The sequence below is a fragment of the uncultured Sphingomonas sp. genome, from assembly GCF_913777625.1.
GTDB lineage: Bacteria > Pseudomonadota > Alphaproteobacteria > Sphingomonadales > Sphingomonadaceae > Sphingomonas.
The window spans coordinates 105785-121090 of the sequence record NZ_CAJYTI010000008.1; the positions used below are offsets into that span (position 1 = coordinate 105785).

Sequence of the window (15306 nt, forward strand, 5' to 3'; positions counted from 1 at the left end):
GCCGTTTCTCCTCTATCAACGAACGACAGGAGAGTGCAATGCAGGTTCCGCACGACGCGATGGTGGTGGTGGCGGATGGCCGCAAGCTGCTGATGCTGCGCAACCAGGGCGATGCCGAGTTTCTCAACCTCCAGCTGGTGGAGAAGCGGCTGCACCCCAATCCCAAGACCTCGGACCAGAAGACCGATTCGTCGGGACGGTCGTCGTCGACCCAGTCGGGGCCCGGCGCGCCGGCGGGGGCGCAGGGCGGCGCGATGCATGCCCAGGGCGGCGGCGCGGGATTCGCCCCGGCGCGCGGCACGATGGGCGAGACCGATTTCCATCAGCTGGAAGAGGATCGCTTCGCGGCCGAAGTGGCCGGTCTGCTCCGCGAGGAGGCGCTGCACAACAGCTTTGAATCGCTGATCATCGTCGCGCCGCCCAAGACGCTGGGGGAGCTGCGCAAACATTACCATGCCAGCGTGACCGATCGTCTGGCCGGGGAACTCGCCAAGGATCTGACCGACCATCCGGTGCCGGAGATCGAGCGCGCCTTGCGGGACGCATAGGCCGCCCGGCGCGCGCTGGCCGTTATACTGCGGCTGCGTCGCAGAAGCGCATGCCTGGTCCCGCGGGTTCATTGCGGGACAGCAAGTCGTCAATGTTCGTTTTCAGGACGGCCCTGGATGCGCAACGTTCTTGGCTTGGGAACTTGGTGCGATAGGCTGTGGAAATTGGCCCGGCTGGTTCAGCAGGGGCTAATTTCTACTGGAGTATAGGGAATTGCAGCAAAAAGCTTTCGCAGCATCCGCTTGTTAACCGCTGAGCGCGAAAGTATAGCGCCTGCGGGCAATGCGGTCTCCCTGGCGGCGTGCCACCGGGAAGACTGGTGTGGAGAGTGGGAATGGCAACTGTTTTGGGCCGTTTTGAAGAGCACCTTCCTCCCGCCGCGAATGACGGCGATGACGGTTATCGGCCGACCGACGACGAACCCTTCATGAATCCCCGGCAACAGGAATATTTCCGTGCCAAGCTGAACGCCTGGAAGGACGCGATCTATCGCGAGGCGGCCGGCACCTTGAACCAACTGCAGTCGGAGCCGCTCCGGGAGGCGGATCTCACCGACCGCGCCTCCAGCGAAACCGACTGGTCGATCGAACTGCGCACGCGCGATCGCCAGCGCAAGTTGATTTCCAAGATCGATGCGGCGCTGCGCCGGATCGATGAGGGGGAATATGGCTATTGCGAAGTGACCGGAGAGCCGATTCCGCTTGGTCGCCTCGAGGCGCGTCCGACCGCGACGATGACCGTCGAGGCGCAGGAGCGGCACGAACGGAACGAGAAAATCAGCCGGGACGAGTAGAATCTACGTCGTAATCCGCTCCGGCAAAATACCGGAGCGGATTCCGGTTAATCCTTTCGTTAAGACTTGTTGGTCTACTCACCTCTGGGTGCGAATCCGCGTTTGAGAGCCAACAATGGACCAGCAGTCTTATATTCCCGCCAATACCCTGTCCGCCGACGATTTTGCCGGCAAGCGCAGCGGGGCCCGCGACAGCTTGCTGCTGACCGCGCAACTGCGCGTGGATGGCGCGGACGCAGGCATGGTGCGCGTCCGCAATCTTTCCTCGGGTGGCCTGATGGCGGAATATACCGCGCCGATCGGGCTGCGCACGCCGGTGGAGATCGAGGTACGCGGCGTCGGCTGGGTGAAGGGCAAGATCGCCTGGGCGGCCGAGGGCCGGGTAGGGGTGGCCTTTGACAACGAGATCGATCCCAAGCTCGCGCGCAAGCCGGTGGGCGGGGGCACGCAGACGCCGGTCTATGTGAAGCCGATCCTTACGCGGCGATGATGCTGCGTTAACAAAGTCTGGAATTTCGGTGGGCTCGGCCAGGCGTCGGGCCCTTTGCCGTTCGGCCCGCATCGCCCCGGTGGTCATCTCTGGACGATGCACAGCTATACGGATCGGGGCCCGTGGGGATCGATTCATCCCACGGGCCAAGACCATGGTAAATAAACTGTGGATGATTTGGCTAGCGCGCCATCTCTTCCTTGACGCGCAGCTTCTGTTTCTTCAGTTCGGCAATCAGCAAATGATCGGGGAGGGGGCGCTGCGTTTCGGTGGCGATTCGCTTGTCCAGCTGCGAATGCTTGGCCGTAAGTGCCGAAAGATGCGCGGTATGCATGAAGCAGTCCTCCTACAAACAGGTCCGAGGGGTCCTAACTACATCACGATTCGCGCTGCTTGTCGCGTGCAGAATCATCACTGATCGACAGATGGCGGAAAAGTCGCGATGGTTCGTGCCGAGGGCATTCGCTCAGGCGAATCGGGCGTACGGGGGCGTAGATGGACGACAGCGAGATTCGGCGGCGACTGGAAGCGTTGCGCGCCGAGCATCGCGATCTCGACGCGGCGATCGCCGCGCTGGTCGGCAGCGGGACGCGCGACCAGCTGCAGGTTGCCCGGCTGAAGAAGCGCAAGCTCAAGCTGCGCGACGAGATTTCGCTATGCGAGGATCAGCTTATTCCGGACATCATCGCGTGACCGTTCCGGCCTGGCGCAACGCCGCTGATTTTGACCGTTTCGTTCCGGGCTCGGCTATGGCACGGCTAGGGGCATGAAGGGGCAGCAAACCGCCACGATCCATCGGCGACTGGTCGACTCGCTCTATGTCGAAGCGATGGTGCTGGCCGATGAAGCGCGGGGCTATTTCGACCAGCTCGGGCGCGACGAGCGCGAGACGCTGGACGCGCTGAACCGCGTTGCCTTTTCCTGTGAGTCGCTGAAGGTCACGACGCGCCTGATGCACGTCATCGCCTGGCTGCTCACCCAGCGCGCGGTGGATGCGGGCGAGCTAGCGCTGGACGAGGCGCGCACGCCCGCGCGGCGGCTGGGGCCGGCGCCCGAATCCGATGCGGCGCTGCTTGCCGAGATGCCCGAGCAAGCGGCCGGGATCGTCCGTTCGAGCATGGAACTGTATCGCCGCGTCGCTCGGCTCGACTCGTCGCTGGACGTGCCGGTGGCGGTGCCCAGCCCGGCACGTCGGATGCTCGATCGGCTCGCCGGCGCCTTTTAAGCGCTAAAGAGCGAGGCGCGCCCGCGCGGCGGCATATTCCTCGCGCATCCGGGCTATTCGCGTGGCGGCCGGTTCCACCGCATGGACCGCGCCGATGCCCTGACCGGATCCCCAGATATCCTTCCACGCCTTGGCGCCGCCGAAGTTCATCGCACTGGGATCGCTCTCGGGCAGATTCTCCGGATCGAGGCCGGCATTGACGATCGACGCACGCAGGTAATTGCCGTGTACGCCGGTGAACAGATTGGAATAGACGATGTCCTCGGCGTGGCTATCGACGATCGCCTGCTTGTAGGCGGCAATCGCATTGGCCTCGTCGGTGGCGATGAAGGGGGAGCCGATATAGGCTAGGTCGGCGCCCATCGCCTGGGCCGCCAGGATGGCGCCGCCGGTCGCGATCGACCCCGACAGCGCCACCGGGCCGTCGAACCACGCCCGCACTTCCTGCACCAGCGCGAAGGGGCTCAGGCGCCCGGCATGGCCTCCGGCGCCGGCTGCGACCAGGATCAGCCCGTCTGCGCCCTTCTCGATCGCCTTGTGGGCGAAGCGGTCGTCGATCACGTCATGAAGCGTGATGCCGCCCCAGCCATGCACGGCGTCGTTGAGCTCCGGGCGCGCGCCCAGCGAGGTAATGACGATCGGCACCTTCCACTTCGCACAGGTGGCGACGTCTTCCTCGAGCCGCGGATTGGAGCGATGGACGATCTGGTTGACCGCGAACGGCGCGGCGGGCGTGTCCGGGTGGTCGCGATCCCAGGCGGCCAGTTCCTCGGTGATCTGGTGCAGCCACTCGTCGAGCTGGCTCTGCGGCCGCGCATTGAGCGCCGGGAACGACCCGACAATGCCGGCCTTGCACTGGGCGATGACCAGTTCGGGGCAGGAGATGATGAACAGCGGCGAGCCGATGACGGGAAGCCGCAGACGATCGAAGAGTGCCGGTAGCGCCATGCTTGAGTGATACCGCAGCTACGAAGCCTGTCTAGGCGGGGCTAGCGGACGTTACGGCATGCGACCATTGCCGGAGTGCCCGCGGCCGAATCAAAGCAAGAATCCCGCGAATCAGTCGATTCGCACCAGTCCTGCGGCATATTCGCGCTGCTTGGCGGCATACAGCGCGGCGCTCGCCCGCAGCATCGCGCGCTGCGCGTCGTCGAGCGGGCGGACGGCACGCGCAGGGCTGCCGACGATCAGATGGCCGGCGGGAAATTCCTTGCCCTCGGTCACCAGTGCGCCGGCGCCGACGATGCATTCCGGTCCGATGACGGCGCGATTGAGCACGATCGCGCCCATGCCGATCAGGCTGCCGTCGCCGATCGTGCAGCCATGCAGTACCGCATGATGGCCGACGGTGACCTCGGTTCCGATCGTCAGCGGCGCGCCAGGATCGGAATGGAGCAGGGCGCCTTCCTGGATGTTGCTGCGCGCGCCGATTACGATCGGCGTATTGTCCGCGCGCACCACGGCACCGAACCAGATGCTGGCCTCGCCGCCCAGTTGTACATCGGCAATCAGCTCGGCGCTGGGCGCCACCCAGGCGGTGTCGGCAATCTGCGGCGCCTTGCCTCCAAAGGCGTAGAGCGGCATCGCTGGCTTAGAGCGCGAAGGTCTCGAAGCCGGCGGGCAGCGGCATGCGCAGCCCCAGCGCGAGTGCCAGGGCGACGGCGCCCAGCAGCAAGGCAAGCGTGGACGACAGCGAGAAGAGTCCCCAGCCGACCAAGGTCACCATCGGCGCATCGGCGCGTTGTTCGCGGCGGTTGCGCTGCATCGTCAGCAGCACGAAACCGGAAGCCATTGCATACACGAAAACGAAGAATTCTGCCATGTTCACGACCCCGATCGCTTCCACGCTTTCGGCTCTAAGCCTTTCAGCTTTCGGCAGCAATGCAGGGGAAATGCGGATCGCCGCGTTGCAGCACGCGTTTATCGCACGGGGCCGGGAACCTTTTGGCGGCTAGAGCGTGACCCCGCGCTTCCAGATGGCGATTTCCCGCTCGCCGTTGCGTTCGGCCGCCGTCGCCGTGCCGGAGGCGATGGCGGCGATTCGCTCGAGGAGCGCCGCTGCTGCATCGTCCATGCCTTCTGCCAGCACCTGTCCTGCATCGAAATCGATCCAGCCCGGCTTGCGCGCAGCGAGATCGCTGTTGGAGGCGATCTTCACTGTCGGAACGGGGAAGCCGAGCGGCGTGCCGCGACCGGTGGTGAACAGGATCACGGTCGCTCCGGCGGCGGCGAGTGCGGTCGACGAGACCGCGTCGTTGCCCGGTGCCTCGAGCAGGGTCAGCCCGCGCCGCTGCACTTGTCCGCCATAGCCGAGCACGTCCGTGACCGTGGCGTGGCCCGCCTTCTGCACCGCGCCCAGCGACTTCTCCTCCAGCGTGGTAATGCCGCCGGCGAGGTTGCCGGGCGAGGGGTTCTCGGAAACCGGCTCGCCGTGGCGGGTGAAATAGGCCTTGAAGCCGTTCACCAGGGCAACGATGCGGTCGAACACCGCTTCGTCGGCTGCGCGCGCCATCAGCAGTTGCTCGGCGCCGAAAATTTCCGGGATTTCGGTAAGGATGGCAGTGCCGCCTGCCGCGGTCACTGCGTCGCTCATTCGTCCAACCAGGGGGTTGGCCGTCAATCCTGAGAATCCGTCTGAGCCGCCGCACTTTACCCCAAGAACGAGTTCGGACAAGCGTTCCGGCGTTCGCACGAAATGTTCAGCTTCGGCAACAAGTTCTTCTACGAGCGCAATTCCTTCCTCGATCTCGTCCCCCGCCGCCTGGGCGCCGATGGTCCGCAGATTGGGGTGCGAAACACCCTCGAGCATGCCTCGCATCTGGTTGGATTCGCAACCAAGTCCAACCAGCAGGACGCCGCCTGCATTGGGGTGGTTGGCCAGCGCCGTGAGGATGGCGCGGGTGCCTTCCAGATCGTCGCCCAGTTGCGAGCAGCCGAACGGATGGGCGAAGGCATGGATGCCATCCACCCGGCCGGCGAAGCGCTGGCCCGCCTGCGCCGCGATCTTCTCCGCCGTGCGCCCGACACAACCGACCGTCGGCAGGATCCAGATCTCGTTGCGGGTGCCGACCCGGCCGTTGGCGCGCCGATAGCCCAGGAAGCCGGGGGCGTCCGCGCCAGCCTCCGCTTCCAGCGCGGGCCGATAGGCGTAGCTACCGCTGGTCTCCAGTGCCGTGGCGACATTGTGCGTGTGGACATGGTCGCCGGCAGCGATTGGCTGGGTCGCGCGGCCAATCGGGAAGCCGAACTTGTGGACCGGCGCACCGACGTCGATCGTGCGCAACGCCACCTTGTGGCCCTTGGGGATCGGCTCTGTGACGGTGACGCCGAGCGCCGTCTCGCCTGCGGCCACGTCGCGCAGCGCGGTGGCGACCGGGTCGCGTGGATCGATCTGGAACAGGGCTGGGGTCATGGGCACCGATATAGGTTAGCGGCAGAGAAGGCGGAAGCGCCTGGCGGCAGGTACGGTGCGGCAGAGGTAACCGGTGTCGCCGCCGGTGCAAGCGGAAAGCGCCTGCTTTCGTAACCGGGTGCGCAAGGCTAGGGATCCGCGATGCCGTTTCTTCGCTGCCTCGTCCTGCTGCCGCTCTTGATCCTGAGCACCCCCGTGTCGGCGCAAACCGGCCTTCAGGCAGAGGTGGAGACGCTGCTGGCACAGGCAGGGTCGGGCACGCGATTCGGCCTGCTGGTCGTCGACTCGGCGGGGCGCGAGATCGTCGCGATCCATCCCGATGAGCGGTTTCAGCCAGCCTCCACGACCAAGCTGGTCACGACAGCCGCGGCCTTCGCGTTGCTCCCCGTGAACGATCCCGATGCGAGCGGTGGCGCGGTCGTGCGGCTCGAAGGTCAGGACGTGGTGCTGGAAGGACATGGCGATGCCCGGCTGTCGAGCGCTGTCGACTGCACGGTCGATTGCCTGGCCACCCTGGCGGACGCGGTGGCACAGCGGACGCGCACGGTGGGGGACGTGATCGGCGACGACCGCGCGTTTCTGGACCTGCGCTGGAGCCCCGGGATGGGCTGGAACAACATCGGCACGCGATCAGGCGCAGCGGTTTCGGCGCTGACGCTGGACGACAACCAGGCCGTGGTGCGCATCGCACCCGGCGATATCGGTGCCACGCTCCGGGTCGAGGCACCCGGGCTCTTCGCGCTCGACAATCGCACGGCGACGGTGGCGCAAGGCGCGGCATCCGTCGTGCTGGATCGCCGGCCATTCGATCGCACCCTCCATCTTCGCGGCGCCATGCCGCTGGGCGGGGCGGTTGTCCTGCGGAGCGTCGGCCTGGACGATCCTGCGGAAGGGGCTGCCTGGCGCTTCCGGACGATGCTCGAGGCGCGCGGCGTGCAGGTACGCGGCACGGTGCGGGTCCGGCATCGCAGCGATGCAGGGGAGCCGGCAGAGGGGGCGGGCGTCGTCATCGCCCGCCTCACTCCGCCGCCGCTCGCGGAAGACGTGCGGCATACCAACAAGACCAGCGACAACCTTCACGCCGAATTGCTGCTGCGCCGGCTGGGCAAGGGCGACATCGAGTCGGGCGAGAAGGTGGTTTCCGCGCTGCTCGTCCAGGCCGGCGTGCCGCGCTGGAGCTACAGCTTCGCCGACGGCTCCGGCATGTCGACCTATAATCGGGTCACCCCGCGCGCCATGGTGACGTTCCTGCGCTGGGCCTCGGGCCAGCCCTGGGGCGCCGCCTGGTGGGCAACGCTGCCGGTGGGCGGCGTGGATGGCACGCTCTCGCGCCGTTTTCGCGACGGCCCGCTGGCCGGGCGGCTGACGGCCAAAACCGGAACGCTGGCCGGCACCCACGCCCTTGCCGGCACGCTGCAGGCGGCAAGCGGCGCGGTGCTGACCTTCGCCTTTTTCGCGGGCGACGCTCCTGCCGAAGCGCGACCGGTGCCCGTAATGGACGCCGCCCTGGCGCTGCTCGCCGCGCGCAATTGAGCGCGCCTCGTAGTTTTCCGGAGCGGTAACTTGCACACGCTTGTGTTTCCAGCCTGTTAAGGCATTCGGGCGCAGAGGGCTGGGGAGCCTTTGGGGGAGTTGGATCGCGTGAAGGCACCGCCGCCGCAGTCGGCCTTGATCAAGGCGATGATGCGCAGTTTTCGATGGACGATGTGGTTAGATCGCCGCCAGGCGTGGCTGGCGGTGAGCATCGCCTTTGCCGCCGCCGTGTGCGCCGATTGGCTCACAGGGCCTTCGGTATCGCTCACCATCGGCTACCTCTTCGTCGATTGCCTCGCCGCCTGGACGCTGCGCGAACGCGTCGGCGTCGCGATCGTGCTCGGCTCGGTGGCGATCGGATCGTGGATCAACGGCTTCGGCTATATTCCGGCGGTCGACCAGACCGGCCTGACGGCCGCGATTGCCATCTGGAACACGGCGACGCGCGCGGCCAGCGCGATCATGATCGTGCTGATGGTGGCGACCTTGCGCCATACGATCGACAGCGAACGCTGGCGCGCCTCCACCGACTATCTCACGCGCTCCCTGAACGGGGGCGCGTTCCGCAGCCAGATCGAGCGGGTTGCCCGCAGCCGGCGGCGGCAGGGCGCCGCGCTGCTGCTACTGTACATGGATCTGGATGGCTTCAAGGCGGTCAACGATCGGCATGGCCATGCGGCAGGCGACGCGGTGCTGCGCCGCTTCGCGGACGAAGCGCGCGCCCGGATGCGGGCCGACGATCTGTTTGCCCGCCTAGGCGGCGACGAATTCTGTGCGTTGCTCGCGATCGAACCCGACGCATTGCCCGAACAGGTGGCCGAGAGCCTCCATGCCCGGCTGAGCGAGGCGTTGCGCGCCACCGGCCATGCGGTAACCTGCAGCATGGGCGCGGTGGTGGTCGATGCCGCTGCGGCCTACGATACCGAGCGCCTGCTCAAGCTGGCCGATGAGGCGATGCTGGAGGTGAAGCGCAGCGGCAAGAACGCCATCCGGATCGCGTTCGACATTCGCTCCGATCATCGGCGTGCCGCATGAGCCTGCACTTCTTCTCCGCCGCCTTCCGGCCGGCTGACGAGGCCGAACGCCAGCAGGCGGTGCGGGGTATCGCGCCCATTGCTGCGGACGACGCGGCGCTCCGCGACGTTCTCGAGGAGACGTGCCGGATATTGCGGACGCCGATCGCGATGCTGACGCTTACGGACGGCGACGTGCAGCGCATGGTGGGGGTCGTCGGCATGCCGGCGATCGAGGTGCCGCGCGCGATCGCATTCTGCTCGCATACCATCGCTACCACCGAGGGGCTGTTGACCATTCCCGACCTGCGGGCGGATCCGCGCTTCGCCGCCAACCCGTTGGTGTGCGGCGGGCCACGCGCGCGACACTATACCGGCGTGGCGGTGCGGATCGGGCCGTTCCCGGTCGGCGCGCTCTGCGGGATCGACACCCGGCCGCATGGTCCGGCGTCGTTCCGCCAGCGTGCAGACCTTCGCCGGCTGGCGGAGCTTGCCGCCCGGCGCCTGCGTGCGGACGCGCCGCCCAACTGACGGGTTTCCCTTTCCCCGCACGGACTTGCTTGGAATGTACGGCCCCGCCCGCTAGGCGACAGCAGCACGGCAACGGGAGACCTGCATGATCCGCACCGGCCTTATCGGCTTCGGCCTTGGCGGCACCGCCTTCCACGCACCGCTGATCGAAGCGGTCGAGGGGCTCGAACTGGCTGCGGTCGCCACCTCGCGTGCGGAGGCCGTGCAGGCGGCCTATCCGGGCGTGGCGGCGACCGACGCCGAGGCGCTGATCGCCGATCCTGTCATCGACCTGGTAGTGATCTCCACCCCCAATCCCACCCATTTTCCGCTGGCACAGGCTGCGCTGGCGGCCGGCAAGCATGTCGTGATCGACAAGCCGCTCACCCCCAGCGCGCGCGAGGCGGAGGCGCTGATCGCCCAGGCGCAGTCCGCCGGCCGGTTCGTCGTGCCGTTTCACAATCGCCGCTGGGACAGCGACTTCCTCACGGTACGGCGCCTGATCGAGGACGGGCGGCTGGGCGAGATCCTGCTGTTCGAGGCGTATTGGGATCGCTTTCGCCCCGATCTGGCGCAGGCCTGGAAGGAAGCGCCCGGCGGGGGCCAGTTGCTCGACCTCGCGCCGCACATGCTCGACCAGATACTGGTGCTGTTCGGCATGCCCGAAGCGGTCAGTGCCGATGTGGTGGGGCAGCGCGGCAACAGCCCGGTCGACGACTATTTCGCGCTGACCCTGTTCTATAGGGCGCGGCGCGTGGTGCTGGCGAGCTCGCGGATGATCGCTGCGCCCCGGCCGCGCTTCGGCATCCATGGCCGCGGCGGCAGCTTCGTCAAATACGGGCTGGATCCGCAGGAGGCAGCGATGCGGGCAGGGGGATCAGTGCGAGATCCCGGTCATGGCATCGAGGATCCGGCGCAGCACGGCGTGCTGACCCTGCCGGACGGGACGCGGGAGACCATCACGTCCGAGCGCGGCGATTATCGGCGCTTCTATGCCGGCGTTGCCGCCGCGATTCGGGGGGAGGCGCCGGTGCCGGTTGCAGCGGAAGACGCGCTGGCGGGGCTGCGGCTGATCGAGGCCGCACAGCGGAGTGCGTCGGAAGGTCGGCGTATTTCCATCGCCTAAGCGGTGAGCCCCGCACGCCGTGGGAACGACGTGCGGGGCAGTTGATCAGGGATGCCAGCTTGCCGGCAGCGTGCGCGCCGGCACGGTGACCGTGGTGGTCGCGGCGATGTCGTCCGAGGAATGACCGAGCAGCACCTTGTAGCTGCCCCCAGCGATCTTCCAGCGGTTGGTTGCGCCGTCGAAGGTCGCGAGGAGGCGCGGATCGACGGTGACCGTCACCGGCTTCGAGGCGCCTGGCGCCAGTGCCACCTTCTGGAATGCGCCGAGCCGCTTCGGCGCTTCCCAGCCTTCGCCCGAGACATAGACCTGCGCCACGTCCGCGCCGGCGCGCGTGCCGGTGTTGCGAACGGTGAAGCTTACCGTCACCTGGCCCTTGGGCGCGCTGGCCTTGAGGCCCGCATAGCCAAAGCGGGTGTAGGACAGGCCATGGCCGAACGCGAACTGCGGCTTGTCGCCCTTCGCGTCGTACCATTTGTAGCCGACCGCGGCGCCTTCGGCATAGCGCGTCTCGCCTTCGTTCGGCGCGCTGGGCTTGGGCAACTGCGAGAGGCTGCGCGGGAAGCTGACGGGGAGGTGGCCCGAGGGATTGACCTTGCCGGTCAGCACGTTGGCGATCGCTTCGCCGCCGGCGGTGCCGGGGTACCAGGCCTCGAGGATCGCCGCGGTCTTGTCCGCCCAGGGGGTGAGCACCGGGCCGCCGGTTTCCAGCACCACGACGGTCCTGGCGTTGGCGCCGGCCACCGCGTCGATCAGCGCATCCTGATTGTCGGTGAGGCTCAGCGACACGTCGAACGCCTCGCCGGCCCACTGCGTCGCGAACACCACAGCCACGTCCGCCTGCTTGGCCGCAGCCGCCGCGGCCGCCGGATCGCTGCCGTCGACATAGGTGATCGTGGCGTTGGGCAGCTGGCGACGCAGCGCCTCGAGCGGCGAAGAGGGGTGGTACATCACCGGGCCCGGCCACACCTTGGGCTCCAGCCCGGGCACGGCATTGCCGCCGACCGGATAGACCAGCGACGAGCCGCCGCCGGCGAGCACGCCCTTGTCGGCATGGCCGCCGATCACGACGATCCGCTTGGCGCTGCCCACCAGCGGCAGCACGTCGCCCTTGTTCTGCAGGAGCACGATCGCCGCCTCGGCATCGGCGCGGGTCACGTCGGCATGCGCCTTGAGCATCGCGGGCGCGAGGTCGAGCGGGGCGGCGGTGATCGGATGCTCGAACAGGCCGTGCGCGAACATCGTGCGCAGGATGCGGTGCGCCATCTCGTCGAGGCGGGCCTTGCTCACCTCGCCCTTGGCGATCGCGGCCTTGAGCGGCTCGCGGAAATAGGGCTGCTCGTCGAACGGCCAGCCCGATTCCTGCTCGAGGCCGGCATTGGCGGCGGCGACGGTGGAGTGGGTCGCACCCCAGTCCGACATCACATAGCCCTGCCAGCCCCAGTCGCGGCGCAGCACATCGGTCAGCAGCCAGGGCTGCTCACAGGCATAGAGTCCGTCGACCTTGTTGTAGCTGCACATCACCGAGCCGGGCGTGCCCTTCTCGATCGCGAAGTTGAATGCGAGCAGGTCGCTCATCCGCGCGGCGGTGCGATCGAGCACCGCGTTCATTTTGAAGCGATCGGTCTCCTGGTCGTTGATCGCATAATGCTTCACGGTGGAGATGATGTGGTTCGACTGGATGCCGGCGATCTCGGCACCGACGATCGTGCCGGCGAGCAGCGGATCCTCGCCGCCATATTCGAAATTGCGGCCGTTGCGCGGCTCGCGCAGCAGGTTGACGCCGCCGGCGAGCAGCACGTTGAAGCCCGAGGCGCGCGCTTCGGCTCCGATCATCGCGCCACCCTTGAAGGCGAGCGCCGGGTCCCAGGTCGCTGCGGTGGCCAGGCCCGAGGGGAGCGAGGTGCGCAGCCGCTTGTGCTCCGCACCGCCCTGGGTCGCCACGCCGACGCCGGCGTCCGACTGCCACTGGGCAGGGATACCGAGGCGCGGGATGCCCGGGATATAGCCGGCCGAACCGGGACGCGCCTCGGCGGGGGTCTTGAAGTTCTTCGGGCCGAAATCGGTGCCGAACAGTCCGAAGACGAGCGTCAGCTTCTCGTCCTCGGTCATCTGCGCGAGGACGAGCTTGGCGCGTGCGTCGGGCGAGAGCTTGGCGTTGGTCCAGGGCCGCGCTGCCTGCTGGGCGACCGCCGGTGCGGTGATAGCGGTGGTGGCGGCCAGCACCAGCAGCGGTGCGGCCAGCGCAAGGGTACGTCGCTTCATGTCGTCCTCTCCTCCCGGATCGTTTGTCAACGTTGTCGCTGCCTACGCACAAGCGCGGCCGCCGACAAGAGCCGGCGGCCGTCTCCTCCGCGCGCAGAACGGTGTCAGATGCGGATGCGCACCGGCACCGATTTCGCTGCCGGGGTCTTCGATGCCCCGTCGTGATGGCGCAGCGCGATCAGCGGGTTGAGCTCCGGATAATAGCCGGCGATGCATCCTTCCGGCAGTTCGAAGGGCACGATTTCCAGCCCCTCGACCACCCGGTCCACGCCGTCCGAATCGTCCCCGACCAGCGCGACGCGCTGGCCTTCCTGCAAGCCCGCGCGCGTCATTTCCTTCGGGCTGATCAGGACCACGTCGCGCTTGCCCTCGATCCCGCGCAGCCGGTCCGAATAGCCATAGACGGTGGTGTTGAACTGGTCGTTCGAGCGCAGCGTCATCAACCGATAGACACCATCGGCGTCGGCAAAGCCCGTGGCGTTGAGGTGTTCGGGGACGGTGAACTCGGCCTTGCCGCTCTTCGTCTCCCACTGCCGCTCCCGGGCAGTGTTGCCCTTGAAGAAGCCGCCAGGGGTGAACAGGCGCTGGTTGAAGTCCTTGAACTTGTCCGGATAGGTCGCCTCGATCGCGTCGCGGACCAGCGCATAGTCGTTCGCCCAGGCGGACCAGGGGACATTGGGGTTGGGATCCAGCGTCGCCTCGGCGATGCCGGCGATGATCGCCATTTCGGGCTGAAGGTGGGGCGAGGCGGGTTTGGCCTCGCCGATCGAGCCGTGGATGCAGCTCAGGCTGTCTTCCATCGTTACCACCTGCGCGGTGCCGTCGCGCAGGTCGCGCTCGGAGCGGACCAGGGTCGGCAGCAGATAGGCGGCTTCGCCGCAGAAGAGGTGGCCGCGATTGAGCTTGGTGGCGATCTGGACCGTCAGGCCCATCCTCGTCCACGCCTTCTCCATCACTCGGTGATCGGGGATGGCGCGCAGGAAGTTGCCGCCCAGGCCGAGGAAGGCGTCCACCTCGCCGGCAACGATCGCCTCGCAGCCGGTGACGGTGGTATAGCCCTCGTCGCGCGGCGGCTGGAAGCCGTACTGCTCGGACAGGCGATCGAGCGGCACCAGTTCGGGCTTCTCCGAAATGCCGACGGTCCGCTGGCCCTGCACGTTCGAATGGCCGCGCACCGGCGACACGCCCGCGCCGAGCCGCCCGATATTGCCGCGCAGCAGCATGAGGTTCACCACGCCCGCGACATTGTCATAGCCGCCAACATGCTGGGTGAGCCCCATGCCCCAGATGCCGATGGCGCGCTCGGAATGGATATAGACCTCGGCCGCCTCGATCAGGTCGGCGCGGGGCAGGCCGGTCTCCGCCTCGATCGTCTCCCAGCTGGTGCTGCGAACCTTCGCCGCAAAGGCTTCGAAGCCATGGGTGTGCTCGGCGATGAAGGCATGGTCGAGCACGCCGCCGCGGCGATCCTCCTCGGCCAGTACATGCTTGGCGATGCCGAGCATGGCAGAGATGTCGCTGCCGGGCTTCAGCTGGTAATAGTGGTGGGAGATCTTCTCCTTGCCGCCCGTCACCATCTGGATGCTTTGCGGGTTGCGGAACTCGAGCAGGCCCTTCTCGCGCACGGGATTGAAGGTAACGATCTTGCAGCCCCGCTTGCGGGCCGCAGTCAGCGTGTGGATGAACCGCGGGCTGTTGGTGCCGGTGTTCTGGCCGAAGAAGAAGATCGCGTCGCAATGCTCGAAATCCTCGAGCAGGCAGGTGCCCACCGCCGCGCCGATCGTCGACTTGAGCGCGACTGAGGTGGTCTCGTGGCACATGTTGGAGCTGTCGGGCAGGTTGTTGTGCCCGTAAAGCCGTGCGAACAGTGCCCAGGCGTAGCTGGTCTCCAGACTGGCCCGGCCCGACGCATAGAAGATCGTCCGCTTCGCATCATAGCCGCGCAGCTTCTTGCCGACCGCCTGATAGGCCTCCTCCCAGGTGCAGGGGAGATATTTGTCCGTTGCGCGGTCGTAGCGCATCGGGTGGGTTAGGCGCCCGGCCTGTTCGAGGTCGAAGTCGCTCCAGCCCTTGAGCTCGGTCAGCGTGTGCTGGGCGAAGAAGTCGGGCGTGGCGCGGCGCGAGGTGAGGTCCCACAGCGTCGCCTTGGCGCCGTTCTCGCAGAACTCGAACATGTGCGGCTTGGCGGGCTTGGTCCAGGCGCAGGAGGTGCACATCATGCCGCCGGGCTTGTTCTGCTTGGCGAGCGTCTTGAGCACATCGGGGCCGGGCCGCTCGGCACCTGCCACCAGCGCCATGCCGCGCAGCGAGCCCCAGCCGCCCTCCGGGCCCGAGTAATGGATCGTTCCGTCTTTTGCCCGGGCCATGCCTACGCTCCTTCAAACTCTGCCTTT

General features: G+C 67.2%; 16 protein-coding genes. 9 read left to right on the forward strand and 7 right to left on the reverse strand.

The features are described from left to right. Positions 1-38 precede the first annotated feature (38 nt). The 3 genes from QZ814_RS04300 (at position 39) to QZ814_RS04310 (ending at position 1832) form a co-directional block, all read left to right on the forward strand. Positions 39-548, forward strand: a complete 510-nt coding sequence (locus QZ814_RS04300) for a host attachment family protein (RefSeq protein WP_294329852.1) — start codon at positions 39-41, stop codon at positions 546-548. A 335-nt stretch (positions 549-883) separates the two neighbouring features. Next, positions 884-1342, forward strand: a complete 459-nt coding sequence (gene dksA, locus QZ814_RS04305) for an RNA polymerase-binding protein DksA (RefSeq protein ID WP_294329853.1) — start codon at positions 884-886, stop codon at positions 1340-1342. 115 nt (positions 1343-1457) lie between these two features. Then, positions 1458-1832: a PilZ domain-containing protein gene (locus tag QZ814_RS04310; RefSeq protein WP_294329854.1), complete on the forward strand. Its 375-nt coding sequence runs from the start codon at positions 1458-1460 to the stop codon at positions 1830-1832. A gap of 181 nt (positions 1833-2013) precedes the next feature. On the opposite strand, the gene QZ814_RS04315 is transcribed toward QZ814_RS04310, so the two are convergent. Next, entirely contained in the window at positions 2014-2166 is a 153-nt protein-coding gene (locus QZ814_RS04315) for a YdcH family protein (RefSeq protein ID WP_294329855.1), read from the reverse strand. Positions 2167-2327: 161 nt separating this feature from the next. Between QZ814_RS04315 and QZ814_RS04320 the strand changes: the two genes are divergently transcribed. Then, positions 2328-2525, forward strand: coding sequence for a DUF465 domain-containing protein (locus QZ814_RS04320; protein WP_294329856.1), 198 nt, complete (start codon positions 2328-2330; stop codon positions 2523-2525). 73 nt (positions 2526-2598) lie between these two features. Continuing rightward, positions 2599-3057 carry a DUF1465 family protein gene (locus QZ814_RS04325; RefSeq protein WP_294329857.1) on the forward strand — a complete coding sequence of 153 codons (459 nt, stop codon included), beginning with the start codon at positions 2599-2601 and terminating at the stop codon, positions 3055-3057. A 3-nt stretch (positions 3058-3060) separates the two neighbouring features. Here QZ814_RS04325 and QZ814_RS04330 read toward each other — a convergent pair whose 3' ends face one another. The 4 genes from QZ814_RS04330 to QZ814_RS04345 form a co-directional block, all read right to left on the reverse strand. After that, positions 3061-4005 (reverse strand): nitronate monooxygenase family protein, encoded by a 945-nt coding sequence (locus tag QZ814_RS04330; RefSeq protein WP_294329858.1) that lies wholly within the window; start codon positions 4003-4005, stop codon positions 3061-3063. A 111-nt stretch (positions 4006-4116) separates the two neighbouring features. Next, entirely contained in the window at positions 4117-4641 is a 525-nt protein-coding gene (locus tag QZ814_RS04335) for a gamma carbonic anhydrase family protein (RefSeq protein WP_294329859.1), read from the reverse strand. Between the two features lie 7 nt (positions 4642-4648). Beyond that, on the reverse strand, positions 4649-4903 hold the full coding sequence (locus tag QZ814_RS04340; RefSeq protein WP_294329860.1) for a hypothetical protein: 255 nt from the start codon (positions 4901-4903) through the stop codon (positions 4649-4651). 105 nt (positions 4904-5008) lie between these two features. Continuing rightward, positions 5009-6469, reverse strand: a complete 1461-nt coding sequence (locus QZ814_RS04345; RefSeq protein ID WP_294329861.1) for an altronate dehydratase family protein — start codon at positions 6467-6469, stop codon at positions 5009-5011. Between the two features lie 141 nt (positions 6470-6610). Here QZ814_RS04345 and dacB point away from each other — a divergent pair, with 141 nt between their 5' ends. From dacB to QZ814_RS04365, 4 genes are all read left to right on the forward strand, one after another. Beyond that, positions 6611-8002 (forward strand): D-alanyl-D-alanine carboxypeptidase/D-alanyl-D-alanine-endopeptidase, encoded by a 1392-nt coding sequence (gene dacB, locus QZ814_RS04350; protein WP_294329862.1) that lies wholly within the window; start codon positions 6611-6613, stop codon positions 8000-8002. A gap of 108 nt (positions 8003-8110) precedes the next feature. Then, positions 8111-9037, forward strand: coding sequence for a GGDEF domain-containing protein (locus QZ814_RS04355; protein WP_294329863.1), 927 nt, complete (start codon positions 8111-8113; stop codon positions 9035-9037). Further along, on the forward strand, positions 9034-9546 hold the full coding sequence (locus tag QZ814_RS04360; protein ID WP_294329864.1) for a GAF domain-containing protein: 513 nt from the start codon (positions 9034-9036) through the stop codon (positions 9544-9546). Before QZ814_RS04355 ends, QZ814_RS04360 begins: the two co-directional genes overlap by 4 nt. An 85-nt stretch (positions 9547-9631) precedes the next feature. Continuing rightward, the gene (locus QZ814_RS04365) at positions 9632-10651 is read left to right on the forward strand and encodes an oxidoreductase (protein WP_294329865.1); all 1020 of its coding nucleotides are present in this window, start codon (positions 9632-9634) and stop codon (positions 10649-10651) included. Between the two features lie 45 nt (positions 10652-10696). On the opposite strand, the gene QZ814_RS04370 is transcribed toward QZ814_RS04365, so the two are convergent. Then, complete coding sequence (locus QZ814_RS04370; RefSeq protein ID WP_294329866.1) at positions 10697-12913, reverse strand: beta-glucosidase; 2217 nt, start codon at positions 12911-12913, stop codon at positions 10697-10699. Positions 12914-13017: 104 nt separating this feature from the next. Beyond that, the gene (locus QZ814_RS04375; protein ID WP_294329867.1) at positions 13018-15279 is read right to left on the reverse strand and encodes an FdhF/YdeP family oxidoreductase; all 2262 of its coding nucleotides are present in this window, start codon (positions 15277-15279) and stop codon (positions 13018-13020) included. Positions 15280-15306: the final 27 nt, after the last annotated feature.